Here is a 26468-nt window from a genome sequence, read left to right on the forward strand (position 1 = left end):
GGGTGGACACCGTCCCTACGCGGTCCTACCGTTTGAACATGTTCAAAGATGGCGCGGTGGGGTTCTGGAGCGGCTACACCCTCGGCATGTTCCGATGGCTCCCACAAGCCGCCGTCACCACGGCCAGGGAGCAGTCGCGCCACATACGCGACTTCACCAGGACCCGCCGCCGCCGGTTCACCCTCGTGGACGACCACCTCGAACTGTGGTTCCTGGGCGCCCCCACGGCCGACCTCGTCCCGCTCCTGTTCGGCGAGCGCTTCGCCGCGGTCTGGTACCGAGGCGTCCTGATCGACCCGGGCTCGGTCAGGATGCGCCGGTCCCTGCGAACCCACCTCACGGCGCGTCCCGTCACCGCCGTGACCGCCACCCACGCGCACGAGGAGCACACCGGCAACCTCCGCTGGGCGGCGGACCGCCTCGGGGCCTCACTCCACCTGTCCGCCTCGGTGACCGAGCAGCTCCGCGCACCGGCCAGGCTTCCCCCCGTACGCGACTTCGCGTTCGGAACCCCCGCGCCCATCACCGGCGACGTCCACGACTCCAGCGAAGGCATCCCCTTCCCCGGCGGACGCCTGGACGTCATCCCCGCCCCCGGGCACAGCAGCGACCACGTGGTCCTGCACGACCGCGAGCAGCGCGTCCTGCTGGTCGGCGACACCTTCATCGACACCTACTTCTCCGCGTCCAACAACGAGACCGACGGGACGGCCTGGATGGCCACCCTCCGGCATCTGCTGACCCTGGACTTCGACCTGATGGTCGAGGGCCACGGCCGCGTCCACACCCTGCGTCCCGACGTGCCCGACCTGCCCGGCGTCGTCGTCCGCGAGGACCCCCGCCGCGTCATGGAGGCCAAACTCCACTTCCTCCAGGGCCTGTCCGACCGCGCCCAGCACGCCCGCGCCCGCGGTTTGTCCGTCAACCGCGCCGTCGCCGAAGCCTTCCCCTGGGAACAACGCCCCACCTGGGAACGCCTCATCCCCGACGAACTGGCCCGCCTGACCTCCCTGGGCGAGTTCTCCCGCCACCGCCTGATCCGCTCCTTCCTCACCACCCAACGCTGAGCGGGCCTTCCTCTCAACTAGGCCGAAAGGAGGTCCTGGAGAGCACGGTCGATGAACGCGGTGTCCGCCGGGTTCACTCCGCCTCCGGCGAAGTGGCCCCAGACGCCGGGGATGACGCGCAGTTCGCGGTTCGGAATGTGCCGTGCCGCCCAGGCCTCGTCCTCGGGCGGGAAGTAGAGGTCCTTCTCGGCGGGCATGACCAGGGCACGGGCCTTGATCGAGGAAAGGGCCGCCGCGGTGTCGCCGTCGAAGCCGGGGGTCCTGCCCACGTCGGCGTTCTGCCACGTCCACAGCATGGCCAGCAGGTTGTTGGGGTCGCGGTCGTCGAGGAAGAAACCCTCCCAGAAGCCGATCAGGAAGTCCTCCAGGGAGGAATAGCCCATCTGGGTGTAGAGGTGATCCCAGTAGAAGGCCTGCGAGAAACCCCAGCCGGCATAGACGCGGGCCATCGCGCGCAGGCCCGTCACCGGGAGTTTCTCGTACCAGCCGGAGGCGAAATCCGCGTCGGCCGTCAGGGCCGCCTTCACACCCTCGAGGAACACCACGTTGTGCGGGCTCGTCCGGGACGAGCCGCAGAACGGGGCGATGCGCTCGACCATGTCGGGATGGCTGACGGCCCACTGGTAGGTCTGCCCGGCACCCATGGACCAGCCGGTCACCAGGCGGAGGCGCTCGATGCCGAGGTGCTCGGTGACCAGGCGGTGCTGGGCGGCCACGTTGTCGTACATGGTGACGTGGGGGAAGCGGGCCCGGTCATACGGGGGCGGCGTGTTGCTGGGTGAGCTGGACAGGCCGTTGCCCAGCATGTTGGGGACGATGATGAAGTAGCGGTCCGGGTCGAGCGCCATGCCCGGGCCGATGAGCCATTCGTTCTCCCAGTGCCGTCCCGAGTACCAGGTGGGGTACACGATGGCGTTGCCGCGGTCGGCGTCCAGGGTCCCGTAGGTCCTGTACGCGAGCCGGGCCCCGCGCAGGGTCGCACCGCCCTGGAGGGTGAAGTCGCCCAGATCAAGGGTCTCGTGGGTCACCGATCGTCCTCAGGACGAGACCGCGCAGCCGCCGCGGTCGGCCCGGCGCGGACCGTCGGCGGTCGGGCGGATGTCGAAGTCGAAGATGGACGTGGGCAGGTACAGCGAGCAGCAGGCGTTGGGGATGTCGACCACGCCGCTGACGCGTCCCTCGATCGGCGCGGCGCCCAGCAGCAGGTAGGCCTGCTCGCCGCTGTAGCCGAAGGTCTTGAGGTACTCGATCGCGTTGAGGCAGGCGTTGCGGTACGCGACCGTGGCGTCGTTGTAGTAGTTGGTGTCGGTCGCGTGGTCCACCGAGATCCCGATGAACGACAGGAACTCGCTGTGGCTCGGCTCCACGTTGCCGGGCATGAAGATCGGGTTGTTGGTGACGCCGTACTTCTCCATGCCGCCCTTGATCAGGTCGACATGGAAGTCGATGAAGCCGCCCATCTCGATGGCGCCGCAGAAGGTGATCTCGCCGTCCCCCTGGCTGAAGTGAAGATCGCCCCCGGACAGCAGCGCACCGGGCACGTGGACGGGGTAGAAGACGCGCGCGCCCCGGGTGAAGTTCTTGATGTCGTGGTTGCCGCCGTTCTCACGGGGCGGGACCGTACGAGCTCCTTCGGCGCCCACCTTCGCCAGGGCGTCCCCGGTGAGCGTCCCGGCCAGCACCCCGTCGGTCAGGGGCGGCAGCGCCAGCGGCGGCACCCGGTCCGGATCGGTGGCGATCAGTGCCCGTTCCCGCGCGTTCCACCGGGCCAGCAGTTCCACGGACGGCGCGGTGCCGAACAGGCCGGGGTGGGTGATGCCGGTGAAGCGCACACCCGGGATGTGCCGGGAGGTCGCCTGCTGGCCGTGGAAGTCCCAGATGGCCTTGTAGGCGTCCGGGTAATGGTCGGTGAGGAAGCCGCCGCCGTTCTGCTTGGCGAAGATGCCCGTGTAACCCCAGCCCTGGCCGGGCACGGACCCGGTCTCCTGCGGGACGGGACCGATGTCGAGGATGTCGACGATCAGGAGGTCACCGGGCTCGGCGCCCTCCACGGCGATCGGACCGCTCAGCATGTGACAGGGCGCCAGGTTCACATCGCGCACGTCGTTGGCGGAATCGTTGTTGCCGATCTGGCCGTCGGTCCACTCGCGGCACTCCACACGGAACTCCGACCCCGGCCGCACGGTCGCGGCGGCGGGAATGTCGGGGTGCCACCGGTTGTGGCCGGGCGTGGACTGGTCGCGCATCGAACGGGCCTGGTCGACGCTGAAGACGACTTCGGGCATCTGTGCCTCCGTAAGAGAGTTTCACGCGGTTTCGATACGGGGTCGGGCCATGACCCACAGGGCGGCGAACACGACGATCGCGCAGACCCCGATGACAACGGCGAGCCAGGCCGAGGTGGTGTAGTTGCCGGTCAGGAGCAGGAAGGCTGGAAGAGTCGTCGTGCCTCCGGCCTGGACGAGCGTCACCCAGCCGGTGTAGCGGGCGAACTCCTCCCGCTTGAGGCCGAGCACCACGAAGAACAGGAACCAAAGGAACGACCAGCACAGCCAGATGACCCCGAACGGATGGTCGCGCAGGTCGAAGAAGCTCACGGCCGAGAAAACGAGGGCCGACAGGGACACGAACAGCGAGAACCAGCCGACCCCGGTGGTGTCGAGTCCGGTCAGAAGCCCGATCCCGACGTAGAGGTAGGTGAACCCGAAGAGGTAGACACCGGACGCCGCGGTGATCGCGGCAAGGTCGTCCCCCGCCACCACGAGCGCGATCGTCGGCAGGACGACCTGCAACGTCCCCACGAACAGATTCAGGACCGCCGCCGCCCGCGCCTCGACCCGGCCCAGCAGCATCAAGCCGTTGACGAAGAGCACCGCGCCCACGTACAGCAGGCCCACGCTTCCCATGCCCGCCTCCTCAAGGCCGCGGCAACAGGGCGTGACGCGGATCGCCGGGCGAAGGACGACGCGGCTCCGCCGACCGGCTCACGACCCGAGGCTCATGCGCACTGGCCTCCTGCGCGTCCAGCATCCGGACCATCGGGCTGCCCGGACGCGTGAGCGACGGAGCGGTGAAGACCCGCCGCCCCTCACCACCGCACTCGGCGCAGCGCTCCCGAGCCCCCGCCTCCCCCATGGGCAGCGCGAGATCGAAGAACCCGCACCCGGAGCAGCGATACCGGTACATCACCATGACGGCCTCCCAATTACTTTCTACAGAAAGTATTTCCTCAGGAAGGATTCGTCAATGCCCATGCCTCCGCCACTTCGATCCCGCCGCCCCGACCCCAGCCCCACCACCAAAACGCCCACAACCCACGCGCACGACGACTGGCCGCGCGAAAGGTCGCGTGCGGCGCAGCCCCGGGACTCGCCAGGTAGTCGTGGGCGGTGTGCGGAGCGCGCTAGCTGATTGACGGGGTTGAAGTCAGCACAGACGGTGGATCACATCGAACTGGAGGCCGTCGGCGGCGGCCAGGAAGACGCGTTGGCGCAGGTGGCGGTCGCGCACTTCGACCGGCCCTCGGGGGCCGTCGTAGCCCAGGCCGTCCGAGAGCGCGGTCATGCGGCGGACGTCCAGGCTGTCGGCTCGGCGGGCGAGCTCGGTGAACAGGCGGACGCCCTCGTAGCAGGATTCGCCCAGGCTGTTGAGGACGGGGGCGTCCGGGCCGAAGCGGCCGTGGTAGCGGGCGCCGAAGTCCAGGCTGTCGATGGTGGGCAGCGACTCGAAGTACCCCGCCGCGGCGAACAGGCCGCGGGTGCTGTCGGCCCCGGTCGCCAGCAGCATGTTCTCGTCCATGAGCGGGCTGAACCTGATCTGGTCGAGGCCGGCGCGGGCGAAGGCCCGGTTGAACGCGACCGCGTCATCGCCGACCAGCAGCATCAGGACGCCGTCGCAGTCGCTGCGTTTCAGCTGGTCGAGCACCTGGTCGAAGTCCTGGGTGCCGAGGCCGACGAAGAACTCCGCGCACAGCTCGCCGCCGAGGGCGTCGAGGTAGGAGCGGATCGCTCGGGCCGAGCGTCTCGGCCAGACGTAGTCGTCGCCGACGATGGCCCAGCGCCGGACACCGAGTTCCGCGGCGAACCAGCTCAGTGCGGGACGCAGTTGCCGGCCCGGCGTCTCCCCGGTGAGGAAAACCCAGGGTGCGCGCTCGCCGCCCTCGTACAGCGGTGTGTAGACGTAGGGTGCCCGGCCCGCGATGCGGGGGGCGACCACCTCGCGCACCGCGGAGATGTGCCAGCCCGTGACGGCCTGGACGGTACCGGCTGAGAGCAGGGCGTCGACCTCGTCGGCCACCTGGTGCGGAGGGGCGCCGCCGTCCACCACCACGAGGCGCACTTCGCGGCCGAGCACGCCGTGGTCCTGGTTGACCTCCTCGACGGCGAGCCGGGCGCACAGCTCGCAGGAGGGGCCGAAAATCCCCGCGGGGCCCTGGAGGGGCACCACCAGCGCGACCGTGAGCGTCTCCGGACTGGACGTGGCGCCGACCGAGACCATCGCTGGACCGCTAAATGCTTGAGGGATGAATAATTCGTCTGTGAACGGTACCCTCGGAACACCGATGGAGGCAACAGGTACCGGAGCGCGCGAGCGAGACCTCGCCCGGCTGCTCGCGCTGGTCGAACGACGTGTGGCGGGACGGCTGGCCGCGGCCTTGAGCTGCTCGGTCGACGAATGGCGGGTGCTGTCGCTGCTGGGCGACGGACGCGGCCACGCGATGACCGAGATCGCGGAGTACGCGCTGCTGCCGCCCCCGACCCTCACCAAGCTGATCGACCGCATGGTGGCCGCCAACCGGGTCCACCGCCGCGTCGACGACGCCGACCGGCGCAGGGTGCTGGTCTTCCTGACGCCGCGCGGCCGCGACGAGCACGCCGCGCTCTCCGCGACGATCGAGCGCGAGTGGGACCACCTCGACTCCGTCGTCGGCCGCGAGGAGATGGCCCTGCTCAGCGCCCTTCTCACCCGCATCGCCGGCCGCCTGCCCTGAAAGCGAACCCGCCCCTGCCCGAGTACGGGGAGAGGCGGGTTCTCGCGGGTGACGGACTACTTGAGGAGTTGGCGGGCCATGACCATGCGCTGGATCTGGTTGGTGCCCTCGTAGATCTGCGTGATCTTGGCGTCGCGCATCATGCGCTCTACGGGGAACTCGCGGGTGTAGCCGTACCCGCCGAGGAGCTGGACGGCGTCGGTGGTGACGTCCATGGCGACGTCGGAGGCCAGGCACTTGCAGGCCGAGGAGACGAAGGTGAGGTCGGGGACCTTCTCGCCGTGCATGGCGCGCTCGGACTTGATGGCGGCGTGGTAGGTGAGCTGGCGGGCGCCTTCGAGGCGCATGGCCATGTCGGCCAGCATGAACTGGACGCCCTGGAAGTCGCCGATGGCCTGGCCGAACTGCTTGCGCTCCTTGACGTAGCCGATGGCGTAGTCGAGGGCGCCCTGGGCGAGGCCGAGGGCCTGGGCGGCGATGGTGATGCGCGTGTGGTCGAGGGTGGCCAGGGCGGTCTTGAAGCCGGTGCCCTCGCCGCCGATGATGCGGTCGGCGGGGATGCGGACGTTCTCCAGGATGACCTGGCGGGTCGGAGAGCCCTTGATGCCGAGCTTCTTCTCCTTGGGGCCGAAGGAGACGCCCTCGTCGGACTTCTCGACGACGAAGGCGGAGATGCCGCGGGCGCCCTGGCCGGGCTCGGTCACGGCCATGACGGTGTAGTAGTCCGACACCCCGGCGTTGGTGATCCACATCTTCGCGCCGTTGAGCACGTAGTGGTCGCCGTCGCGGACGGCGCGGGTCTTCATGCCCGCGGCGTCGCTGCCCGCCTCGGCCTCGGAGAGGGCGTAGGAGAACATGGCCTCGCCCTTGGCGACGGGCGTGAGGTACTTCTTCTTGATGTCGTCGCCGCCGGCCAGCAGGACCGGGACGGTGCCCAGCTTGTTGACCGCGGGGATGAGCGAGGACGAGCCGCACGCGCGGGCGACCTCCTCGATCACGATCACGGTGGCCAGGGCGTCGGCCCCGGCGCCGCCGTAGGTCTCCGGCACGTGCACCGCGTGCAGATCGTTCCGCACCAGCGCGTCCAGCGCCTCCTGCGGGAAGCGGGACTCCTCGTCGACCTCCGCGGCGTGCGGAGCGATCTTGGCCTCGGCGAGCTCGCGCACCGTCTGCCTGAGGAGCTCGTGCTCCTCGGACGGGGCGTACGTAGGAAAGTCGGGACTCATAGCGCGCATGCTACCCGTGAGTACTCAGGGGACGTTCTGGCGGGTATCGGTCATCCAACGGGAAAGGGAGGTGCGTCGTGATCCACCGGCTGACGGTGATCGGCACCGGCTACCTGGGAGCCACGCACGCCGCGTGCATGGCCGAGCTCGGCTACGAGGTCCTGGGGCTGGACGCCGACGAGCGGAAGATCTCCCTGCTGGCGGCCGGGGAGGTGCCCTTCTACGAGCCCGGGCTCGAACCCGTGCTGAGGCGGGGGCTGGCCAGTGGGCGGCTGCGGTTCACGACGTCGTATGAGGAGGTGGCGCGGTTCGGCGACGTCCATTTCGTGTGTGTGGGGACGCCCCAGAAGGCCGGGGAGTACGCCGCCGACCTGAGGTATGTGGACGCGGCCTTCGACGCGCTGGCCGCCGTGATCGACCGGCCCTGTCTGGTGGTGGGGAAGTCGACCGTCCCGGTGGGGACGGCGGCGCGGCTGGCCGAGCGGCTGCCGCCGGAGGCGGTGCTGGCCTGGAATCCCGAGTTCCTGCGGGAGGGGTTCGCCGTCCAGGACACCCTGCGTCCGGACCGGATCGTGGTGGGCGTGACCGAGGGGCCCGCCGAGGCGATCCTGCGGCGGGTGTACTCGGCGATGACCGACGCCGGGACGCCGTTCATCGTGACCGACTACGCCACGTCCGAGCTGGTGAAGGTGGCCGCGAACGCCTTCCTGGCCACCAAGATCTCCTTCATCAACGCGATGGCGGAGGTCTGCGAGGCGGCCCACGCCGACGTCACCAAGCTGTCGGAGGCGCTGTCGCACGACGACCGGATCGGCGGCAAGTTCCTCGGGCCCGGGCTAGGGTTCGGGGGCGGCTGCCTGCCCAAGGACATCCGGGCGTTCATGGCCCGCGCGGGCGAGCTCGGCGCCGACCAGGCGCTGACGTTCCTGCGGGAGGTGGACGAGATCAACATCCGCCGCCGGATCCGGATGGTCGAGCTGGCCCGCATCCTGCTCGGCGGCTCGTTCGTCGGGCGGACGGTCGGCGTCCTCGGCGCGGCGTTCAAGCCGAACTCCGACGACATCCGCGACTCCCCCGCGCTGGACGTGGCGGTCACGATCCGCGAGCAGGGCGGCAAGGTCACCGTCTACGACCCGCGGGCGATGGGCAACGCGCGGCGCGCCCAGCCGGACCTCGATTACGGGGACTCGGCCCTGGACGCCGTCCGCGACGCGCATGTCGTGCTGCTGCTCACCGAGTGGGCCGAGTTCCGCGAGATGGACCCGGCCGAGATCGGCGAGGTCGTGGCGGAGCGGAACATCGTGGACGGACGCAACGCGCTCGACCCCGAGCGGTGGCGGGCGGCGGGGTGGCACTACCGCGCGCTGGGACGTCCCTGAACGGGAAGGTCCGGGGCTCGGACGCTGTTGTGACGGGCATGGCTGATGACTTCGCGGACCAGGACGTGATCCGGCGGCTGCTCAACGAGACGAAGACCTGGGCGTTCGTGGGCCTGGGCGACAACCCCGATCGGGAGGTCCACAACCAGGCCAGGCTGATGCAGCAGCGCGGCAAGCGCATCGTCCCCGTCCATCCCGAAGGCGCGACCGTGCTGGGCGAACCCGGGTACGCGGCGCTCGCCGACGTCCCGGACGAGATCGACGTCGTCGGCGTGTACCGCCGGACCGAGCACGCGGGCGCCGTGGTGGACGAGGCCATCGCCGCCGGCGCCAAGGCCGTCTGGCTCCCGCTCCAGGTGATCGACCCCGCGGCCGCCCGGCGCGCCCGGGACGCCGGTCTGGACGTCGTCATGAACCGCTGCCCCGCCGTGGAGTGGGCGCTGCGCCGCTAACGGGATTCGCGCAGGCGGGCGCCCTTGGCCTTGGCCTGGGCGTAGAGGTCTTCCTGGAACGCCTTCATGCGCTCGCGGAGGGCCTCGTCGGAGGTCGCCAGGATGCGGACGGCCAGCAGGCCGGCGTTGCGGGCGGCGCCGACGGCGACGGTCGCGACCGGGACGCCCGCCGGCATCTGGACGATCGAGAGCAGAGAGTCCATGCCGTCCAGGTACTTCAGCGGCACCGGGACGCCGATGACCGGCAGCGGGGTGACCGAGGCGAGCATGCCGGGCAGGTGCGCGGCACCGCCCGCGCCCGCGATGATCACGCGCAGGCCGCGGCCCTCGGCCTCCTCGCCGTAGGCGATCATGTCGCGGGGCATCCGGTGGGCGGAGACGACGTCGGCCTCGTAGGCGACGCCGAACTCGTCCAGGACCTCGGCGGCGGCGCGCATGACCGGCCAGTCCGAGTCGCTGCCCATGACCACGCCGATCATCGCTTCCCCCATCGCAGGTAGTCGGCCGCGTGGCGGGCGCGCTCGCGGGTCTCGGCGAGGTCGCCGCCGAGCGCGGTCACGTGGCCGATCTTGCGGCCCGGACGGACGTCCTTGCCGTAGAAGTGCACCTTGACCCCCGGGTCGTGCGCCATCACGTGGAAGTAGCGGGCGTACACGTCGGGGTCGTCGCCCCCGAGGACGTTGGCCATCACGGTGAAGGGCGCGGTGGGTTCGGTGGAGCCGAGCGGAAGGTCGAGGACGGCGCGCAGGTGCTGCTCGAACTGGGAGGTGCGGGCGCCCTCGATCGTCCAGTGGCCGGAGTTGTGCGGCCGCATGGCCAGCTCGTTCACCAGCAGGCCGCCCTCGGCGGTCTCGAACAGCTCGACCGCCAGCAGCCCGGTGACGCCGAGCTTCTCGGCGACGCCGAGGGCCAGGCGCTGCGCCTCGGCGGCCAGATCGCCGTCCAGCCCGGGGGCCGGGGAGATCACTTCGACGCAGATCCCGCCCTCCTGGACGGTCTCGACGATCGGGTAGGCAGCTCCCTGCCCATACGGGGAACGTGCCACCAGCGCCGCCAGCTCGCGGCGGAAGGTCACATGCTGCTCGACCATCAGGTCGACGCCCCGGGTGAGCAGGTCGCGCTCCTCGTCCGGGGACGAGATCACCCAGACGCCCTTGCCGTCGTAGCCGCCCCGGGTGGCCTTGAGGACCAGCGGCCAGCCGTGCTGGCGGCCGAACTCCGCCAGGAACCCCTCCGGGTCGGACGCCGGGACGCGGGCGAAGGCCGGGCAGGGCGCCCCGAGGGCGCTGAGCCGCTCGCGCATGACCATCTTGTCCTGCGCGTGCCTCAGCGCGTCCGCCCCCGGACGGCAGGGCACGCCGGACGCCTCGACGGCGCGGATATGGTCGCCCGGAACGTGCTCGTGGTCGAAGGTGACCACGTCGCAGCCCTTGGCGAACGCCTGGAGGTCGTCGGCGGCGCGGTCGTCGCCGACCCGGACGTCGGCCACGACGCGGGCGGCCGAGTCGTTGGAAGCGGCCGCGAGCACCCGCAGCGACACGCCGAGCGCGATGGCCGCCTGCTGGGTCATCCGGGCCAGCTGGCCGCCTCCCGCCATGCCCACGACAGGCATCTGAGCTGGATCTCTCACGCGCAGAAGGCTATCTGGCGGGCCGTGGTGAACGAACTCGGCGGCCCGTGCGTCGGAAGGAGTGTGACCGTGATGTCCTGGGGCAAGGGAATGGTCCGGGTACCGTTAAACGTTCATGTGCGACATCCCGGGGGCCACATGCGTCTATCCTCGTTGTGCCTCCACGGCCGTCGCAGATCTCAAACAACAGCCGTGGCGCAGAAGCCGTAGCAGTCCGGAAGGACGGTCCCCCTTCGTGAGCCTGGTCGCCAACCTCTACAAGCGATTCGAGCACCTCGTGCACGAGCTCGCGAAGTTCGGCAGCGTCGGCGCGGTCGCCTTCGTGATCACCTTCGGCGTCGGCAACGTGCTGCACATCGGGTTCGGTGTGGGCGAGCTGACCTCCACCGGCATCGCCACGGTGATCGCCACCACGTTCGCCTACGCCGCCAACCGGTACTGGACGTTCCGGCACCGCGAGCAGAGCGGGATGGGCCGCGAGTACGTCCTGTTCTTCGCGCTCAACGCCATCGGACTGGTGATCACCTGGCTGTTCCAGGGCTTCACCAAGTTCGTCCTCGACCTCCAGGGCCCGCTTGCCTACAACGGCTCGCTGATCGTCGGCACCGGCGCGGCGACCCTGTTCCGCTACTGGGCCTACAAGCGCTGGGTGTTCCTGCCCGCCGACGCCCCCCAGGTCGACCACTCCGGCCTCCCCGAGGCCGCGCAGCCGCAGGAGAGCGCCCGCACCCTTTCCCACGACCTCGGCCGCCCCATCAACGACCAGCCCACCCCGGGCTACGCTGAGTTCACCACCCGCCCCTGAGCCCCAGCGCGGCCGGGGCTGCGGTGGGGTACGGCCGTTAAGCAGGGCCGATGACGACGCGTTCTTCGGCGAGTCGGGCCTCGGACGTCTGGCGCAGAAAGACTCCGAACACCGCCGGGCGGGCCTGGATGAGCTCCAGGCGGCCGCCGTCCACCACCGCGAGGGAGCGGGCCAGGTAGAGGCCCAGCCCGGTTCCGGTGCCGCTGCTGACGCTGCGTTCGAAGATCCGGTTCTCCAGTTCCGGCGGGATGCCGGGGCCCTCGTCGCCGACCTCGACCACCACCGAGCTCGCGCCCAGCTTGGTCCTGATCGTCACCGTGCCCGAGCCGTGCACCAGCGAGTTGTCCAGCAGGGTCGCGATGATCTGGGAGAGGCCCTCGGGGCTGGTGAGGGCGGTCAGCTCGGTCGCGCCGGTGATCGTCACGTCGCGCCCGTCGCGGCGGAAGATGGGCCGCCACTCCTCGACCTGCTGGGTGAGGATGTCGTCGATCGGAGCGGCGACGGCGGCGCCGGTGCGGTCGTGCCGGGCGCGGGCCAGCAGCTGCTCGACGACGGCGACCAGGCGCTCGGTCTGGGCGAGCGCGGCGGCGCCCTCCTCCCGGACGACGTCGGGGTACTCGGCGGCCTCGATCATCTCCTCCAGCCGCATCGACAGCGCGGTCAGGGGCGTGCGGAGCTGGTGGCTGGCGTCGGAGGCGAACTCGCGGCTGGAGGCCAGCAGGTCGGCGATCCGGACGGCGCTGCGGTCGAGCACTTCGGCGACGCGGTCGACCTCGGCGATGCCGTACCTGCGGCGGCGCGGACGGGCGTTGCCGGTGCCGAGCCGGTCGGCGGTCTCGGCCAGGTCGATCAGCGGCAGGGTGAGCTTGCGGGCCTGGAACATCGCCAGCCCGACGGTGACGGCCACGCCCAGCGCGGCCAGGCTGCCGATGAGCAGCATCAGCCGCAGGGCCTCGTCCTGGACCTCCTCGGCCAGCTGGGAGACCTGGACGTGCACGCCGCCCGCGGTGCCGGACGCCGTGAGCAGCTCGGCGCCCTTGGGGGGGCGGGTCCCGGCGGTGACAACCTGGTTGTCGGGCATGGTGATGACGATGAAGCGTCCCGGGTATTCCTGGGAGATCTTCTCGTTGGTGATCGGCTGGCGCGACTCCATGCTGAAGCCGACACCGCCGAGAATGGAGGACGCCTCGCGGTCCAGCGACTGGCGGGCCTCCTCGTAGATGAGCTTGTTGGTGGCGTAGGCGAGGGGGATGCCCAGCAACAGGATCGCCACGACCGCCACAGCGAGCGTCGACAGGAGCAGTCGGCGCCTCATCAGGGCTCCTTCGAGGGTGAAGCCATGATCACGCAGCTCTCCCCGCGGGCTCTCGGGAAGCCCGCCGGGCGAACGGCGTGACCACGGCGGATTGCGCTAGTCGCCGCGTTCGAATCGGAAGCCGACGCCGCGCACGGTGGTGATGTAGCGCGGGCTGCCGGCGTCGTCGCCGAGCTTGCGGCGCAGCCAGGAAATGTGCATGTCGAGCGTCTTGGTGGAACCCCACCAGTTGGTGTCCCACACCTCGCGCATGATCTGTTCGCGGGTCACGACCTTGCCCGCGTCCCGGACCAGGACGCGCAGCAGGTCGAACTCCTTGGTGGTCAGCTGGAGTTCCTGTTCGCCCATCCAGGCGCGGCGCGACTCGGCGTCGATCCGCACGCCCTGCACGATCGGCGTCTCGGTGCTGCCCCGCCGCAGCAGGGCCCGGACACGGGCGAGCAGTTCGGCCAGGCGGAACGGCTTGGTGACGTAGTCGTCGGCACCGGCGTCCAGTCCGACGACGGTGTCCACCTCGTCGGCCCGGGCGGTCAGGATCAGGATGGGCACGCCGTGCCCTTCCGCGCGGACCCGGCGCGCCACCTCAAGCCCGTCGAGCTCGGGCAGCCCGAGGTCGAGGACGATGAGGTCCACGCCGCCCCCCAGAGCCCGCTCCAGAGCCTGCGGGCCGTCCGGGCTGACTTCGACGGTGTACCCCTCGCGGCGCAGCGCACGGGCGAGAGGCTCGGAGATGGACGTGTCGTCCTCGGCGAGCAGTACTGAGGTCATGACCCGATCGTATGGCCATTCACGAACGTTGCCCGGCAGCCGCCGCGCTCTTGACCTGTGGTTTGCCACTCGTAGTACATCCTCGAATACGGACACTTCCCACTGAATCCCACAGTGGGCACCGAAGCCCGGCACGAAATCGTCACCGCGCGCGGCCGGGACGTCGCTCGTCCGTTACGGCCTTTGTCTGGTTTGTTCCAGAATCGCCATGGATGCCCCGGTTAGCAGGAGGCCCGCGCCCGAGGCTTTCTCCTCGTCCCGGTCAAGCCGGACGGTCCGGTCCGACGCCAGGACGAGCCGCTCCCCGTCCACCGGCAGACGGACGGGCCCGCGGCCGAAATTGGCCGCCACGCGGATCCGGCCCCGCCACATCACCAGCCAGCGCGCCTCCTCGTCGAACTCGACGCGCGTCGCGGTGAGGCCGGGATCGGTCAGTTCGGGCAGGGCCCGCCGCAGCGCGATCAGCGCGCGATGCCATTCGAGCAGCTCACGATGGTGGGTCTTGCCCGGTTCGGCCCAGTCGAGGACCGAGCGCCGGAAAGTGTCCACAGCCTGTGGATCGGGAACCTCGCCGTCCCAGCCGTGCCGCTCGAACTCGCGGCGGCGGCCCTGGCTGACGGCCCGGGCCAGCTCCGGCTCGACATGGTCGGTGAAGTAGCACCAGGGCGTCGAGGCGGCCCACTCCTCGCCCATGAACAGCATCGGTGTGAAGGGCCCGAGCAGGACCAGCGCCGCGCCGATCTTGAGCATCCCCGGGGACAGCGTCCGCGCGATCCGGTCACCCGATGCCCGGTTGCCGACCTGGTCGTGGTTCTGGAGGTACCCCAGGAACCGGTGGGCGGGGACGCGCGCGACATCGACCGGACGGCCGTGATGGCGTCCCCGGAAGGTCGACCACGTGCCGTCATGAACGAACACCCTGGTCAGAGCCTTGCTCAGAGTCTCAAGGGTGCCGAAGTCGACGTAGTAGCCCTGGCGTTCGCCGGTCAGCGCGGCGTGCAGGGCGTGGTGGAAGTCGTCGCTCCACTGGGCCGCCAGGCCCCGTCCGCCCGCCTCCCTCGGCGTGACCAGCCCCGGGTCGTTCAGGTCGGACTCGGCGATCAGGTACAGATCGCGCCGCAGATGCGCCGCCAGGGCGTCCACCGCGACGGCCAGCTCCTCCAGGACGTGCACGGCGCTCCGGTCGCCGATCGCGTGGACGGCGTCCAGCCGCAGCCCGTCCAGGTGGAAGTCGCGCAGCCACGTCAGCGCGTTCTCGACGACGAAGGCCCTGACCTCGTCGGAGCCCTCCTGGTCGAAGTTCACCGCGTCGCCCCACGGCGTGGAGTAGACGTCGGTGAAGTAGGGGCCAAAGTTCCGCAGCGTGTTCCCGCTGGGCCCCAGATGGTTGTAGACCACATCCAGGACGACGGCCAGCCCGCGCTGGTGGGCCATGTCGACGAAGCGCTTGAGCGCGTCCGGGCCCCCGTATGGCTCGTGGACGGCCCACAGGTGCACGCCGTCGTACCCCCAGCCCTGGCGCCCGGGGAACGAGGCCACGGGCATGAGCTCCACCACGTCCACGCCAAGGGCCACCAGATAGTCGAGGCGCTCGATGGCGGCGTCCAGCGTCCCCTCGGGGGTGAACGTCCCCACGTGCATCTCGTACAGGACGGAACCGGGCAGCGGCCGTCCCCGCCAGTCGTGGTCGCTCCACTCGAAGCGGTCGTGCTCGTACACCCGGCTGAGCCCGTGCGCGCCGAACGGCTGCCACGGCGAACGGGGGTCGGGAAGCGGCTCGCCCCCGTCCAGGACGAAGCCGTAGTCCGTCCCGTGCCCCGCCTCGGGAACCTCCGCCTCCCAATGCCCCGACGGTCGACTCACGGCCGGAACCCGCAGGTCACCGGCCGCCACCTCGACCCGTCGCGCGTCCGGCGCCCACACCTCGAAACGCGTCATCCCCCGCCTTCCTCCGCGATCAGGAGCGCGACCGGAAGCGTCCGCAGGGCGTCCGCCAGGCGCGGCTCCTCGTGAACCTCACCGGTGAACACGTCCCGCCACGACCCGCCCCCGGTGTCGAGACGAGTGCCGTCCCAGCCGCCCGCGTGTTCGAGGCGGGCGCGGAGCCGGGTGGCCACGGTCAGCGCCCCGCCCCGGCGGAACGCGATCACGTGGGCACCGGCCGGGCCGGTCGCCGGCACGCGCTCGTACGGGCCGCCGAACCATTCGGGGTGGGCGCGGCGCTCGCGCAGCGCGCGCGAGGTGACCAGGAGCTTCTCGTCATCGAGGTCTTCGGGGGGCAGGCCGGCGTCCAGCCGGGCCAGCCGCGCGCCCCGCCGCTTGTAGTCGACCGGACGGCGGTTGTCCGGATCGACCAGGGACAGCGCTTGCAGCTCGCAGCCCTGGTAGACGTCGGGGACGCCCGGCATGGTCAGCTGCACCAGCTTCTGGCCGAGGATGTTGGCCCGCGCGTACGGCTCCAGCGCCGCCACGAACCCGGTCAGGTCGGAGATCAGGTCGGCGTCGGCCAGGGCGCCTCCCGCGTAGGCGAGGACGGCCTCCTCGTACCCGGTGTCGGGGGCGGCCCAGGACGTGCGCCCCTTGGCCTCCCGCATGGCCTTGAGCAGGTAGCCGTCCAGGCGGTCCTGGGTGAGCGGCCAGGCGCCGACCAGCGTCTGCCACAGCAGGTACTCCAGGTCGGGCTCCAGAGGTGAGCCGTCGGCGTTCCGCCAGCGCTCGACCGCTGCCGCCCACCGGTCCGGGATCTCCGACAGGACGGCCAAGCGCGCGCGGACGTCCTCCTGGCGCTTGGTGTCGTGCGTGGACAGCGTCGTCATGGTGCGGGGCCAGTCGCGCGCCAGCCGTTCGCAGTGCGCGTGGAAGTCGTTCAGGCCCACGCTGAACCGCTCTGGGTCGCCACCGACCTCGTTGAGGGCCGCCATACGGGACCAGCGGTAGAACGCGGTGTCTTCGACGCCCTTGGCGACCACGGGCGCGGACGTCTGCTGGAACCGCACCACGAACTCGCGCTGCGCGTCCTCCTCGGCGTCCGGCTCGATGCCCAGGACCATGCGCGCGAGGACGTCCAGTTCCTTGTGAAGTTCAGGCGCCTGCAAGCGCGCGCCTCGGAGGGCCGCGTCAACTACGGCCATGGCGTCGTCGGTGGGCTCCTCCCCCGGGATCACGTACGCCCGGTACACGGGCATGGCCACCAGCAGCTCGACCAAGGCCCGCTCGGACGGCACCGGGGCAGGGAGGGCCCGTTGCAGCACCCGGTGCAGGCGCGCGACCTCCGGATGGAGGCCGGACGCCACGGCGTCCCGCCGGGACTGCCGCTCGATCTCGGGGAACGGCCGGGGGTCGGCGGACACGGCCGTGTAGGCCGCCGAGAGCGGCAACTCGCCCTCGGGGTCGACGAAGATCCCGCCGACGATGCCGAGCGAGTCGTACCCGGTCGTCCCGGCGCAGGCCCAGTCGGGCGGCAGCTCCTCGTCCCCGGCCGTGATCTTCTCGACCAGGATCCAGCGTCCCGGGGCCCGCCCGGCGAGCCGTCCCAGATAGCCGCGCGGGTCGGCCAGGCCGTCGGGGTGGTCGACGCGCAGACCGTCCACCAGGCCCTCGGCGACCAGGTCGAGGAGCACCGCGTGGGTGGCCTCGAAGACCTCCTCGTCCTCCTGGCGCAGCGCGATCAGCCCGGAGATGTCGAAGAACCGGCGGTAGTTGGGCTCGCCGTCCCCGGGTAGCACGATGCCTCCGCCGCCCGCCTCCCAGTCCACATCGAACCAGCGGGCATACGGGGAGCCTGGCCCCTCTTCCAGTACCGCCGCCAGCGGGCGGTTGAGCGTCACGGGGTCCGGAATGGCCATGTGGTTGGGCACGATGTCGATCACCACCCCGAGGCCACATTCCCTGTACCGGGACGCTAGGGCGCGCAGTCCCTCCCGGCCGCCCAGCTCACCGGAGATCCGCCCGTGGTCGATCACGTCGTAACCGTGCGTCGAGCCCGGCACCGCCTGAAGCACCGGCGACAGGTAGACGTGCGAGACGCCCAGGGAGGCGAGGTAGGGCGCCAGCTCCGCCGCCTCGGCGAACCCAAGACCGTCGCCCCGCAACTGGAGCCGGTAGGTGCCCGTCGGCACGGCCTCAACCACTGCGAACACCCATGCCCGTCCGCCCCTCCCGTCGTCGCGACCGGGATGGTTCCCGCTGAGGAGTGGCTCACACCGATCGGAGGCTCACTGGCCAGATCGGACATTCGTCGGCTACCTTAGGGGAGCCTTACCTTATTGAGGTGCCCCTAAGCGGGGTAGACCACAAACAGGACGACAGACCCCATAGCGACCAGCCAACGCCGCACGAGAGGTCCCCCAACCCATGTACGTCTGCATTTGCAACGCCGTCACGGAGGACGACGTTCGCGGCTGCATGACCAGCGGGGGCTGCAACACGGCCAAGGAGGTCAGGGCGGCCTGCGGGATGCAGCCCGGCTGCGGATCGTGCACCAAGCGGCTGCACGCCATGGTCAGCGAGCACCGCACCGCCAGCGAGCTCGTGGACGCCCTCACCGGCGGTCCACTGTCCCCGGTCCTCCCCGTGGAGGACCCGGAGCCCATGTCCGAGCCCGAGCCCGTCACCAGGAGGCCCTTGCCGCAAACCGCCGCCTGACAGCCCAGAACAGGCACCTCGCAACGGCCGCATGACCAAGAACACGCGCCGTGCGGGGGTCTAGTGCTGTCCTCACGCGCCCGGACGTGGAAACATGGGGCGATATGGAAGGCGACAAGGACATCATCGGCCTGCTCAACGAGCAGCTGACGGCCGAGCTCACCGCGATCAACCAGTACTTCCTGCACGCGAAGATGCAGGAGAACTGGGGCTTCACCCGGATGGCCAGGCACACCCGGGAAGAGTCCATCGACGAGATGAAGCACGCCGAACGGCTGACCGACCGCATTCTCTTCCTTGAGGGGCTCCCCAACTACCAGAAGATCGGGACGCTCCGAATCGGGCAGACGATCGTCGAGCAGCTCAAGGCCGACATGGAGATCGAACTGGAGGCCGTGGCCCGGCTCCGTCCGGGCATCGAGCTGATGCGCTCGCGCGGCGACGTCACCTCGGCCCGCATCTTCGAGGACATCCTGGCCGACGAGGAACAGCACGTCGACTACCTCGAAACCGAGCTGAGCCTCGTCGAGGCGCTCGGCGAGCAGAACTACCTCCAGCGCCTCACAGAAGCGCCGGGCCACAACCCCTCTGTCGACTGAGACCCGGCAGGGACGACGCAAGTCACGGCTCGCCCCGCGACCGTGATCTCGCGAGTGCCGCCATCGCTCGGCGAACTAACCGGTGAAGCTCGCCTCCGGCCCGCTTCACCGGTTAGCCGCCCTACCGGGCTCAGGGGGTGGGGGCGGCTCGGCGGAGGACGTAGGGCTGGATGATGCCCAGGCCGCGTACCGGGCGGCGGACGATGCGGGTGATCTCGTAGTCGGGGTCCTTCTCCAGCTCGTCGGCCAGTTCGGCGTCGATCACGACCGAGCCCGGGCGGGCCAGCGACGTGAGGCGGGCGGCCAGGTTGACCGTGGTGCCGAAGACGTCGCCCATGAGGGGCAGGACGGGCCCGTGCGCCACGCCCACGCGGACGTCGGGGACCTCGGTCTCGTCCTTCACCGCCGCGGCGATGGTCAGGGCGATCTCGCCGCCGACCTTGGGGGTGGCGGCGCTGAACAGGACCTCGTCGCCCAGGGTCTTCACCAGGCGGCCGCCGCAGGACGCGACGATGTCGGAGGCGGTCTCCTCGAAGCGTTCGACCACGCGGGCCAGCTCCATCTCGTCGAGCTCGCGGCTCATCTGGGTGAACGAGACCATGTCGGCGAAGCCGACCGTGGTGCGCAGGGCCGCGCCGGTCTCGCCGTCGCGGGTCGCGGCCGCCGCCATCGCCCGGGTGCCCGCGGCGGCGAGCTGGCGGCGCCAGGCGTGCACGACCAGCGGCTCGAACTCGCCGATGTGCTTGTCGGCCAGCTCCATGATCGATTCGAGGGCCTCGGCGCCCGGTGGCTCGTTGGGGTCGTCGCGCAGCATGCTGCCCAGCAGGTTCACCTGCCACTCGGCCAGGCGCGTCATGGTCTGGCCGAACGCGCGGACCAGGCGGATGACGCCGTCCTCGTCCAGGACGCCGTCGTCCATCAGCCGGCGGATCCGGTTGAGGGCGGCGACGTCACCCTCGGTGTAGGCGATCACGTCGTCGCCCATCGACGGATAGCCGAACGCCAGCCACAGCCGGCCGGAGAACTCGCGGGTCACGCCGGACAGGCGGACGGCGTCGACCCGCGTGTACCGCAGCTCACCGCCGAGGAGGAGTTCCTCCAGCTCCTTCGGATCCGGCAAACCTGCTGACATCTCCCATGCCCCTCAGCCCGCCGGACGGCGCCGGCGTGGTCGTTGTCCAGATGACGCTCCGCGACATATCGTGGCAGATCCGGCGCCTGCGGGGCGCCTCAGGTACGGGGTGTTCATCGCACGTGCACGACGTCACCGGCGCTGACCGAGCGCTCGCCGCCCGGCCCGGACACCACCAGAAGGCCCGCCGCGTCGATGTCGGTGACCTCGCCGGTGAGGGCGCGGCCGTCGGGCAGCTCGACCCGGACCGTCCGGCCGAGCGTCACACAGAGCTCCTTGTAGGCGGTGCGCAGCCCGCTGGACTCGGGGTCGCCCTCCAGCGCGGCCCACTCGCCGTACCAGGTCTCGAACGAGCGCAGGATCGCGCGCAGCAGCGGCGCCCGGTCGCTGAGCGGCGCGCCCTCGATCGCCAGCGAGGTGGCGGTGGGAACCGGCAGCTCGGCGGCCTTGAGGCCGACGTTGAGGCCGACGCCGACCACCAGGGCGTCGTCCACCTTCTCGACCAGGACACCGGCCAGCTTGCGGTCGCCGACCATCAGGTCGTTGGGCCATTTCAGCCGGACGTCGACCGCGGCGTCGGCGCCCTCCTCGGCGAAGAAGGTCTCCGTCATCCGGCGGACGGCGCTCGCCACCGCCAAGCCGGTCAGCAGCGGAGCCCAGCCGAGCCTCGTCGCGGGTACCCGGGGACGGACCAGCAGGGAGAACATCAGCCCGGAGCGCGGCGGCGCCGTCCAGACCCGCCCCAGGCGGCCACGTCCGGCCGTCTGCAGCTCGGTCACCAGGACCGTGCCCTCCGCCGCCCCCTCGCGCGCCTCGGCGGCCAGGTCGGCGTTGGTGGAGCCGGTCTCGTCCACCACGCGGACGTCGCGCCAGAGCCCGCCGGGACGCACCAGCGCCTGGCTGAGCGCCCGCTCGTGCAGGGGCGGCCGTTCCAGATCCGAATAGCTCACTCCCCCATCCAACCTCATGGCAGGGACGATCTAGAGTGCGGCGCATGGATGGAGTGACGCTGCGGCGGGACGAAGAAGTCGGCGGGCGGGTCGCGGAGATCGTGCTGGACCGGCCCGAGGCGCTGAACGCGCTGTCCACGGCGATGGCGCGGCGCCTGGCGGCCGTGTGCGCGGAGGTGGCGGCGGACGCGTCGGTGCGCGCGGTGGTGCTGAGCGCGGCCGGGGAGAAGGCGTTCTGCGTGGGCGCCGACCTCAAGGAACGCAACGGGATGACCGACGAGGAGATCCTGGCGCAGCGCCCGCTGTTCCGGGCGGCCTTCGGCGGGGTGCTGAACCTTCCGCAGCCGGTGGTGGCGGCGGTGCACGGCTACGCGCTGGGCGGGGGCTGCGAGTTCGCGCTGTCGTGCGATCTGATCGTGGCCGACGAGACGGCCGTGCTCGGGCTGCCCGAGGTCACCGTGGGGCTGGTGCCGGGCGGCGGCGGGACGCAGCTGGCGCTGCGGCGGCTGGGCCCCGGGCGCGCCGCCGATCTGGTGCTGACCGGGCGGCGGCTCGCGATCGCCGAGGCCGAGGCGTACGGGCTGGTCGACCGCAGGGTCCCCGCCGGGACGGCCCGCGCGGAGGCCCTGGCGATCGCCGCGACGATCGCGGGCAACTCCCCGGCGGCCGTCCGCGCCGCCAAGCGCGCGATGCGCCTGGGCGGCGGCGCCTCCCTGGAGGCGGGGCTGGACATCGAGGAGAACGCGTGGCGCGCCGCCGCGTTCTCCCCCGACCGCAAGGAGGGCATCGCCGCCTTCAACGAGAAGCGCAAGCCCGACTGGCCCTCGTAGTCAGCCGGTGTTCTGGAGTCCGGCGGCGACGCCGTTCACCGACAGCAGCAGGAGCTGCTCCAGGTGGCGGCGCTCGCCCTCGTCGGTGACGCCCGCGCGCAGGGCGGTCAGGGCCCGCAGCTGGAGGTGCGACAGCGCGTCCACATACGGGTTACGCAGCTCGACAGCGCGGGACAGCACCTTGCGGTTCTCCAGGAGCCGCTCGTGTCCGGTCACGGCCAGGACGAGCGACCGGGTGCGGTCGTACTCGGCCAGGACGGTCGCGGTCAGCTCGGGACGGTCGCCGAGCGCCAGGTAGCGCTCGGCGATCGACCGGTCGGACTTGGCCAGGCTCATCTCGGCGTTGTCCATCATCGAGGCGAACAGCGGCCACGAGGCGTACGCCTCGCGCAGGTCGTCCAGGTCGCTCCCGTCGCCGGAGACGGCCGCCAGGCCGCTGCCGAGCCCGTACCAGGCGGGCAGGTTGACGCGGGTCTGGGTCCAGGCGAACACCCACGGGATCGCGCGCAGGTCGTCCAGGCCCTGGGCGGCCTTGCGGCGGGCCGGGCGCGACCCGATGCGCAGCTCGGCGATCTCCTCCAGCGGGCTGACCCGGGAGAACCACGCGGCGAACCCGTCGGTCTCGATCAGCGAGCGGAACGCGGCGCGGGCCGCGTCGCTCATCCGGTCGGCCAGCGGCCGGTACCGGTCGGCGGCCGCGCGGGCGCGGTCCTGGACGCCGTCGGTGGACGCCAGCAGCACGGCGTGGGTCACCTGCTCGATGTGGCGGCGGGCGATCCGCGGGTGCCCGTAGCGGGCGAAGATGACCTCGCCCTGCTCGGTGACCTTGAACCGCCCGGCGACCGAGCCCGGCGCCTGGGCGAGGATGGCGCGTCCCGCCGGGCCGCCGCCGCGGCCGAGCGAACCGCCGCGGCCGTGGAACATGGTCAGCTTGACGTCGTTGCGCGCGGCCCAGGCGGCCAGGGCCTCCTGGGTGTCGTAGAGCCGGAGCGTGGCGCTGGCCGGGCCGAGCTGCTTGGCCGAGTCGGAGTAGCCGAGCATGACCTCCATGCGGCGTCCCGTGGCGTCCAGCCGGTCCCGGACGGCGGGGATCGCCAGCATCTCCTCCAGCACCTTCGGGGCGCGTTCGAGGTCCTCGCCGGTCTCGAACAGCGGGATGACGTCCAGGACGGGCGCGTCCGCGCCGAGGGTGGCGGCCAACTCGTGGACGTTGGCCATGTCCCGCGCCGATCGGGTGAACGACACGATGTAGCGGCGGCAGGCGTCGACGCCGAAGCGCTTCTGGATCCAGGCGATCACGCGGAGCGTGTCGAGGATCTCGTCGGTCATCTCGCCGCGCTCGCCGCCCTCCCTGATCTCGGCCAGGGCCCGCTCGTGCAGCTCGGAGTGCTGGCGGATCTCCAGTTCGGCCAGGTGGAAGCCGAACGTCTCGACCTGCCAGATCAGGTTCTGCACCTCCCCGTATGCCTGGCGCGGCGCCCCGGCCGCCGCCAGGGACTCCTGGACGACGCGCAGGTCGGCCAGGAGCTCGGCGGGCGAGCCGTAGGCCAGGTCGGCGTCGCGGACGCGAGTCGCGTGGATCCGGTCGGCCGCGTACAGCAGGAGCTGGCGATGCGGCTCCTCGGGCGACTTCTGGACGATCTCGGCCAGCCGTCCCGGTTGCGCGGTCCGCGCGGCCGAGAGGGCGTCGCGCAGCGCGGCCGACGGCGGGGTGGTGGTCGAGTGGACGGTCAGCTCGCGGCCGATCCTGGTGCAGGTGGCCTCGAGGCCGCGCAACACATGGTCCGACTGGATCATGATGGCGTCCCGGGTGACCTGCGCGGTCACGAACGGGTTGCCGTCGCGGTCGCCGCCGATCCAGCTGCCGAACCGCAGGTAGGGGCGGACCTTGGGCGGCCTGACGCCGCTGCCCTCGTCGAGGACGGCGTCCAGCGACCGGTAGACGCTCGGGACGACGCGGAAGATCGTCTCGTCGAACGCCGCCATCGCGGTGCGGACCTCGTCCAGCGGGTCCATCTGCGTCCAGCGCCGCAGCGCGGTCCGCCACAGCAGGTCGATCTCCTCGCGCAGCCGCCGCTCCAGCTCCGCGCGCTCGCCGCCCCCGGGTCCGTCGTTCAGCGCGCCCAGCAGGTCGCTGATCCGCTGGATCGCGGTGACGACCGCGCGGCGGCGCGCCTCGGTCGGGTGGGCGGTGAAGACCGGCCGGAACTCCAGGCCCTCGACGATCTCGGCCAGCCGGTCGCCGCCCTCGGCGCGGATCTCCTCGACCGCCGCCGCGACCGAGCTCGGCACGGTGGCGTCGCCCGCGTCGCGCTCGCGGAGCGTCCGCATGCGGTGGTGCTCCTCGGCCAGGTTGGTGAGGTGGAAGTAGACGGTGAAGGCGCGGGCGACCTGTTCGGCACGTTCCAGCGACCAGCCGTCGACGAGCGCGGCCACCTCGTCTCCGGTGACCGTCCCCTGCCTGGCGCCGATCACGGCGTGGCGCAGCCGCTCGACGTCGTCGAGCAGCTCCTTCCCGCCGTACTCGACGAGGCCGTCTCCCAGCATCGCGCCCAGGAGCCGCACATCGCGGCGCAGGGACTCGGGCATGTCCTGCCGAACGGTGTCGCGCTTCTCCGTAACCACGGGGACGAGCCTATGAGGCAAGGGTTCCCGGAGGTTGCGGCGGACCCCCCTGACAAGGGCCCTGAGCTGCGGATGATCAACCTCGTCCCCCGACTGCGAGCCCCACCCGAACCCGTCCGACAAGCGTGCGGTTACCCTTCCGGCATGGCGATGGAAGCTCCTGAACCCCCGGTGGACGTCGACATCCACACGACGGCGGGCAAGATCGCGGACCTGGAACGACGCAGGTACGAGGCCGTGCACGCGGGTTCGGCCCGGGCGGTCGAAAAGCAGCACGCCAAGGGCAAGATGACCGCGCGCGAGCGGATCGACGCCCTGCTCGACCCCGGCTCGTTCGTGGAGTTCGACGAGCTGGCCCGGCACCGCTCCACCAGCTTCGGCATGGAGCGCAACCGTCCCTACGGCGACGGCGTCGTCACCGGGTACGGGACGATCGACGGCCGCAACGTCGCGGTCTTCAGCCAGGACTTCACCGTCTCGGGCGGCTCGCTCGGCGAGGTCTTCGGCGAGAAGATCTGCAAGGTCATGGACCACGCGCTCAAGACCGGCTGCCCGGTCATCGGCATCAACGACTCCGGCGGCGCGCGCATCCAGGAGGGCGTGGTCGCCCTCGGCCTCTACGCCGAGATCTTCAAGCGGAACGTGCACGCCTCCGGCGTCATCCCGCAGATCTCCCTGGTCATGGGCCCCTGCGCGGGCGGCGCCGTGTACTCCCCCGCGATCACCGACTTCATCGTCATGGTCGACCAGACGTCCCACATGTTCATCACGGGACCGGACGTCATCAAGACGGTCACCGGCGAAGAGGTGACGATGGAGGAGCTGGGCGGCGCCCACTCGCACAACTCCAAGTCGGGCGTGGCCCACTACCAGGGCTCGGACGAGAACGACGCCATCGAGTACGTCAAGGCGCTGCTGTCCTACCTGCCGTCCAACAACCTCGGCGACGCCCCGGCGTTCGAGCCCCCGGCCGACGTCGAGGAGCCCGACGACGACCTCGACCGGCTCATCCCCGACTCCCCGAACCAGCCGTACGACATGCACACCGCCATCGAGCACGTGCTGGACGACGGCGAGTTCCTTGAGGTCCACGAGAAGTTCGCGCCCAACATCATCGTCGGGTTCGGACGGGTCGAGGGCCACTCGGTCGGCATCGTCGCCAACCAGCCGATGCAGTTCGCGGGCACGCTCGACATCGCCGCGTCCGAGAAGGCCGCGCGCTTCGTGCGCACCTGCGACGCGTTCAACGTCCCCGTGCTGACCTTCGTGGACGTCCCCGGCTTCCTGCCCGGCACCGACCAGGAATGGAACGGGATCATCCGGCGCGGCGCCAAACTGCTGTACGCCTACGCCGAGGCGACCGTCCCGCTGGTCACCGTCATCACGCGCAAGGCATACGGGGGCGCGTACGACGTCATGGGCTCCAAGCACCTGGGGGCCGACATCAACCTGGCCTGGCCCACCGCGCAGATCGCGGTCATGGGCGCCCAGGGCGCGGTCAACATCCTCTACCGCCGCGAGCTGGCCGAGGCCGCCGAGCCCGACGCCCGCCGAGCCGAGCTCATCACCGAGTACGAGGACACGCTGGCCAACCCCTACGTCGCCGCCGAGCGCGGCTACGTGGACGCGGTCATCAAGCCGTCCGAGACCCGCGCCGAGGTCGTCAAGGCCCTGCGCTCCCTGCGCGACAAGCGCAAGACCCTTCCGCCCAAGAAGCACGGGAACATCCCGCTCTGAGCCGAGGAGGCCCGGTGCCCGACAACACGCCCTTCCTCCAGGTCGTGCGGGGCGACGCCACGCCCGAGGAGGTCGCCGCCCTCGTGGCGGTCATCACCGCGCGGGCGCGGGCCGCGGCGTCCCGCACGCGGGACGGCGAGCCCGAGATCTCCCGGTGGGCCGAACGATCCCGGAGCCTGCGCGGGCCCGTCGCCGAGGGCGTCCGCCCGCGCGGACCGGGCGCCTGGAGGGCCAGCGCGCTGCCCCGATAACCACCCCTTTGGGCGGGCGCCCAAAGCAGATGTAACCGTGGTTCGCGCCCAGGAGTGGCCGTCGCACG

At 71.1% G+C, this 26468-nt stretch carries 25 protein-coding genes; 10 read left to right on the plus strand and 15 right to left on the minus strand.

What is annotated here, in order from left to right; genetic code table 11:
- Positions 1-38 precede the first annotated feature (38 nt).
- A complete protein-coding gene (locus ACQPY4_RS36325) occupies positions 39-1067 on the plus strand; it encodes an MBL fold metallo-hydrolase (protein ID WP_433328935.1) in 1029 nt (342 codons plus the stop codon).
- 17 nt (positions 1068-1084) lie between these two features.
- Here ACQPY4_RS36325 and ACQPY4_RS36330 read toward each other — a convergent pair whose 3' ends face one another.
- The 5 genes from ACQPY4_RS36330 to ACQPY4_RS36350 all read right to left on the minus strand — a co-directional run bounded on the left by ACQPY4_RS36330 (position 1085) and on the right by ACQPY4_RS36350 (position 5564).
- Entirely contained in the window at positions 1085-2095 is a 1011-nt protein-coding gene (locus ACQPY4_RS36330; protein WP_433328937.1) for an alpha/beta fold hydrolase, read from the minus strand.
- Between the two features lie 9 nt (positions 2096-2104).
- A complete protein-coding gene (gene fmdA / locus ACQPY4_RS36335) occupies positions 2105-3352 on the minus strand; it encodes a formamidase (protein WP_433328939.1) in 1248 nt (415 codons plus the stop codon).
- A 21-nt stretch (positions 3353-3373) separates the two neighbouring features.
- On the minus strand, positions 3374-3973 hold the full coding sequence (locus tag ACQPY4_RS36340; protein WP_433328941.1) for an AmiS/UreI family transporter: 600 nt from the start codon (positions 3971-3973) through the stop codon (positions 3374-3376).
- A gap of 10 nt (positions 3974-3983) precedes the next feature.
- On the minus strand, positions 3984-4259 hold the full coding sequence (locus ACQPY4_RS36345; protein ID WP_433328943.1) for an FmdB family zinc ribbon protein: 276 nt from the start codon (positions 4257-4259) through the stop codon (positions 3984-3986).
- Between the two features lie 234 nt (positions 4260-4493).
- On the minus strand, positions 4494-5564 hold the full coding sequence (locus ACQPY4_RS36350; protein ID WP_433328945.1) for a substrate-binding domain-containing protein: 1071 nt from the start codon (positions 5562-5564) through the stop codon (positions 4494-4496).
- A gap of 64 nt (positions 5565-5628) precedes the next feature.
- Here ACQPY4_RS36350 and ACQPY4_RS36355 point away from each other — a divergent pair, with 64 nt between their 5' ends.
- The gene (locus tag ACQPY4_RS36355) at positions 5629-6057 is read left to right on the plus strand and encodes a MarR family winged helix-turn-helix transcriptional regulator (protein ID WP_433328947.1); all 429 of its coding nucleotides are present in this window, start codon (positions 5629-5631) and stop codon (positions 6055-6057) included.
- A 56-nt stretch (positions 6058-6113) separates the two neighbouring features.
- Here the strand turns inward: ACQPY4_RS36355 and ACQPY4_RS36360 are convergent, their stop codons facing one another.
- Complete coding sequence (locus tag ACQPY4_RS36360; protein ID WP_433328949.1) at positions 6114-7283, minus strand: acyl-CoA dehydrogenase; 1170 nt, start codon at positions 7281-7283, stop codon at positions 6114-6116.
- A gap of 77 nt (positions 7284-7360) precedes the next feature.
- On the opposite strand from ACQPY4_RS36360, the gene ACQPY4_RS36365 reads away from it, so the two are divergent.
- Together ACQPY4_RS36365 and ACQPY4_RS36370 are read left to right on the plus strand one after the other, a co-directional pair.
- Positions 7361-8662, plus strand: a complete 1302-nt coding sequence (locus ACQPY4_RS36365; RefSeq protein WP_433328951.1) for a UDP-glucose dehydrogenase family protein — start codon at positions 7361-7363, stop codon at positions 8660-8662.
- A 38-nt stretch (positions 8663-8700) separates the two neighbouring features.
- Positions 8701-9114, plus strand: coding sequence for a CoA-binding protein (locus ACQPY4_RS36370; RefSeq protein ID WP_433328953.1), 414 nt, complete (start codon positions 8701-8703; stop codon positions 9112-9114).
- Here ACQPY4_RS36370 and purE read toward each other — a convergent pair.
- Entirely contained in the window at positions 9111-9593 is a 483-nt protein-coding gene (purE, locus tag ACQPY4_RS36375) for a 5-(carboxyamino)imidazole ribonucleotide mutase (protein ID WP_433328955.1), read from the minus strand. The two genes, ACQPY4_RS36370 and purE, sit on opposite strands and share 4 nt — an antisense overlap.
- A complete protein-coding gene (locus ACQPY4_RS36380) occupies positions 9590-10711 on the minus strand; it encodes a 5-(carboxyamino)imidazole ribonucleotide synthase (protein WP_433339158.1) in 1122 nt (373 codons plus the stop codon). The genes purE and ACQPY4_RS36380 overlap by 4 nt, the downstream gene beginning before the upstream one ends.
- 268 nt (positions 10712-10979) lie before the next feature.
- Here ACQPY4_RS36380 and ACQPY4_RS36385 point away from each other — a divergent pair, with 268 nt between their 5' ends.
- The gene (locus tag ACQPY4_RS36385; RefSeq protein ID WP_433328957.1) at positions 10980-11549 is read left to right on the plus strand and encodes a GtrA family protein; all 570 of its coding nucleotides are present in this window, start codon (positions 10980-10982) and stop codon (positions 11547-11549) included.
- Positions 11550-11586: 37 nt separating this feature from the next.
- Here ACQPY4_RS36385 and ACQPY4_RS36390 read toward each other — a convergent pair whose 3' ends face one another.
- The 4 genes from ACQPY4_RS36390 to treY form a co-directional block, all read right to left on the minus strand.
- On the minus strand, positions 11587-12864 hold the full coding sequence (locus tag ACQPY4_RS36390) for an ATP-binding protein (protein ID WP_433328959.1): 1278 nt from the start codon (positions 12862-12864) through the stop codon (positions 11587-11589).
- Between the two features lie 96 nt (positions 12865-12960).
- Entirely contained in the window at positions 12961-13632 is a 672-nt protein-coding gene (locus tag ACQPY4_RS36395) for a response regulator transcription factor (protein WP_026402549.1), read from the minus strand.
- A 174-nt stretch (positions 13633-13806) separates the two neighbouring features.
- Positions 13807-15570 carry a malto-oligosyltrehalose trehalohydrolase gene (gene treZ / locus ACQPY4_RS36400; RefSeq protein ID WP_433328961.1) on the minus strand — a complete coding sequence of 588 codons (1764 nt, stop codon included), beginning with the start codon at positions 15568-15570 and terminating at the stop codon, positions 13807-13809.
- Entirely contained in the window at positions 15567-17771 is a 2205-nt protein-coding gene (gene treY, locus ACQPY4_RS36405; RefSeq protein WP_433328963.1) for a malto-oligosyltrehalose synthase, read from the minus strand. Before treY ends, treZ begins: the two co-directional genes overlap by 4 nt.
- A 214-nt stretch (positions 17772-17985) precedes the next feature.
- On the opposite strand from treY, the gene ACQPY4_RS36410 reads away from it, so the two are divergent.
- A complete protein-coding gene (locus ACQPY4_RS36410) occupies positions 17986-18276 on the plus strand; it encodes a (2Fe-2S)-binding protein (protein WP_433328965.1) in 291 nt (96 codons plus the stop codon).
- Positions 18277-18380: 104 nt separating this feature from the next.
- On the plus strand, positions 18381-18875 hold the full coding sequence (gene bfr, locus ACQPY4_RS36415) for a bacterioferritin (RefSeq protein ID WP_433328967.1): 495 nt from the start codon (positions 18381-18383) through the stop codon (positions 18873-18875).
- Between the two features lie 130 nt (positions 18876-19005).
- Here bfr and ACQPY4_RS36420 read toward each other — a convergent pair whose 3' ends face one another.
- Both ACQPY4_RS36420 and ACQPY4_RS36425 read right to left on the minus strand, forming a co-directional pair.
- Entirely contained in the window at positions 19006-20007 is a 1002-nt protein-coding gene (locus ACQPY4_RS36420) for an adenylate/guanylate cyclase domain-containing protein (protein WP_433328969.1), read from the minus strand.
- 113 nt (positions 20008-20120) lie between these two features.
- A complete protein-coding gene (locus ACQPY4_RS36425) occupies positions 20121-20975 on the minus strand; it encodes a biotin--[acetyl-CoA-carboxylase] ligase (protein ID WP_433328971.1) in 855 nt (284 codons plus the stop codon).
- Between the two features lie 26 nt (positions 20976-21001).
- Here ACQPY4_RS36425 and ACQPY4_RS36430 point away from each other — a divergent pair, with 26 nt between their 5' ends.
- Positions 21002-21787 (plus strand): enoyl-CoA hydratase/isomerase family protein, encoded by a 786-nt coding sequence (locus tag ACQPY4_RS36430; RefSeq protein WP_433328973.1) that lies wholly within the window; start codon positions 21002-21004, stop codon positions 21785-21787.
- On the opposite strand, the gene ACQPY4_RS36435 is transcribed toward ACQPY4_RS36430, so the two are convergent.
- Positions 21788-24376, minus strand: a complete 2589-nt coding sequence (locus tag ACQPY4_RS36435) for a phosphoenolpyruvate carboxylase (protein ID WP_433339160.1) — start codon at positions 24374-24376, stop codon at positions 21788-21790.
- A gap of 180 nt (positions 24377-24556) precedes the next feature.
- Between ACQPY4_RS36435 and ACQPY4_RS36440 the strand changes: the two genes are divergently transcribed.
- Both ACQPY4_RS36440 and ACQPY4_RS36445 read left to right on the plus strand, forming a co-directional pair.
- The gene (locus ACQPY4_RS36440) at positions 24557-26149 is read left to right on the plus strand and encodes an acyl-CoA carboxylase subunit beta (protein ID WP_433328975.1); all 1593 of its coding nucleotides are present in this window, start codon (positions 24557-24559) and stop codon (positions 26147-26149) included.
- A gap of 14 nt (positions 26150-26163) precedes the next feature.
- Positions 26164-26400: an acyl-CoA carboxylase subunit epsilon gene (locus ACQPY4_RS36445; protein ID WP_433328977.1), complete on the plus strand. Its 237-nt coding sequence runs from the start codon at positions 26164-26166 to the stop codon at positions 26398-26400.
- Positions 26401-26468: the final 68 nt, after the last annotated feature.

This window comes from Spirillospora sp. CA-294931 (genome assembly GCF_050946795.1).
In the GTDB taxonomy this organism is placed as follows: Bacteria; Actinomycetota; Actinomycetes; order Streptosporangiales; family Streptosporangiaceae; genus Spirillospora.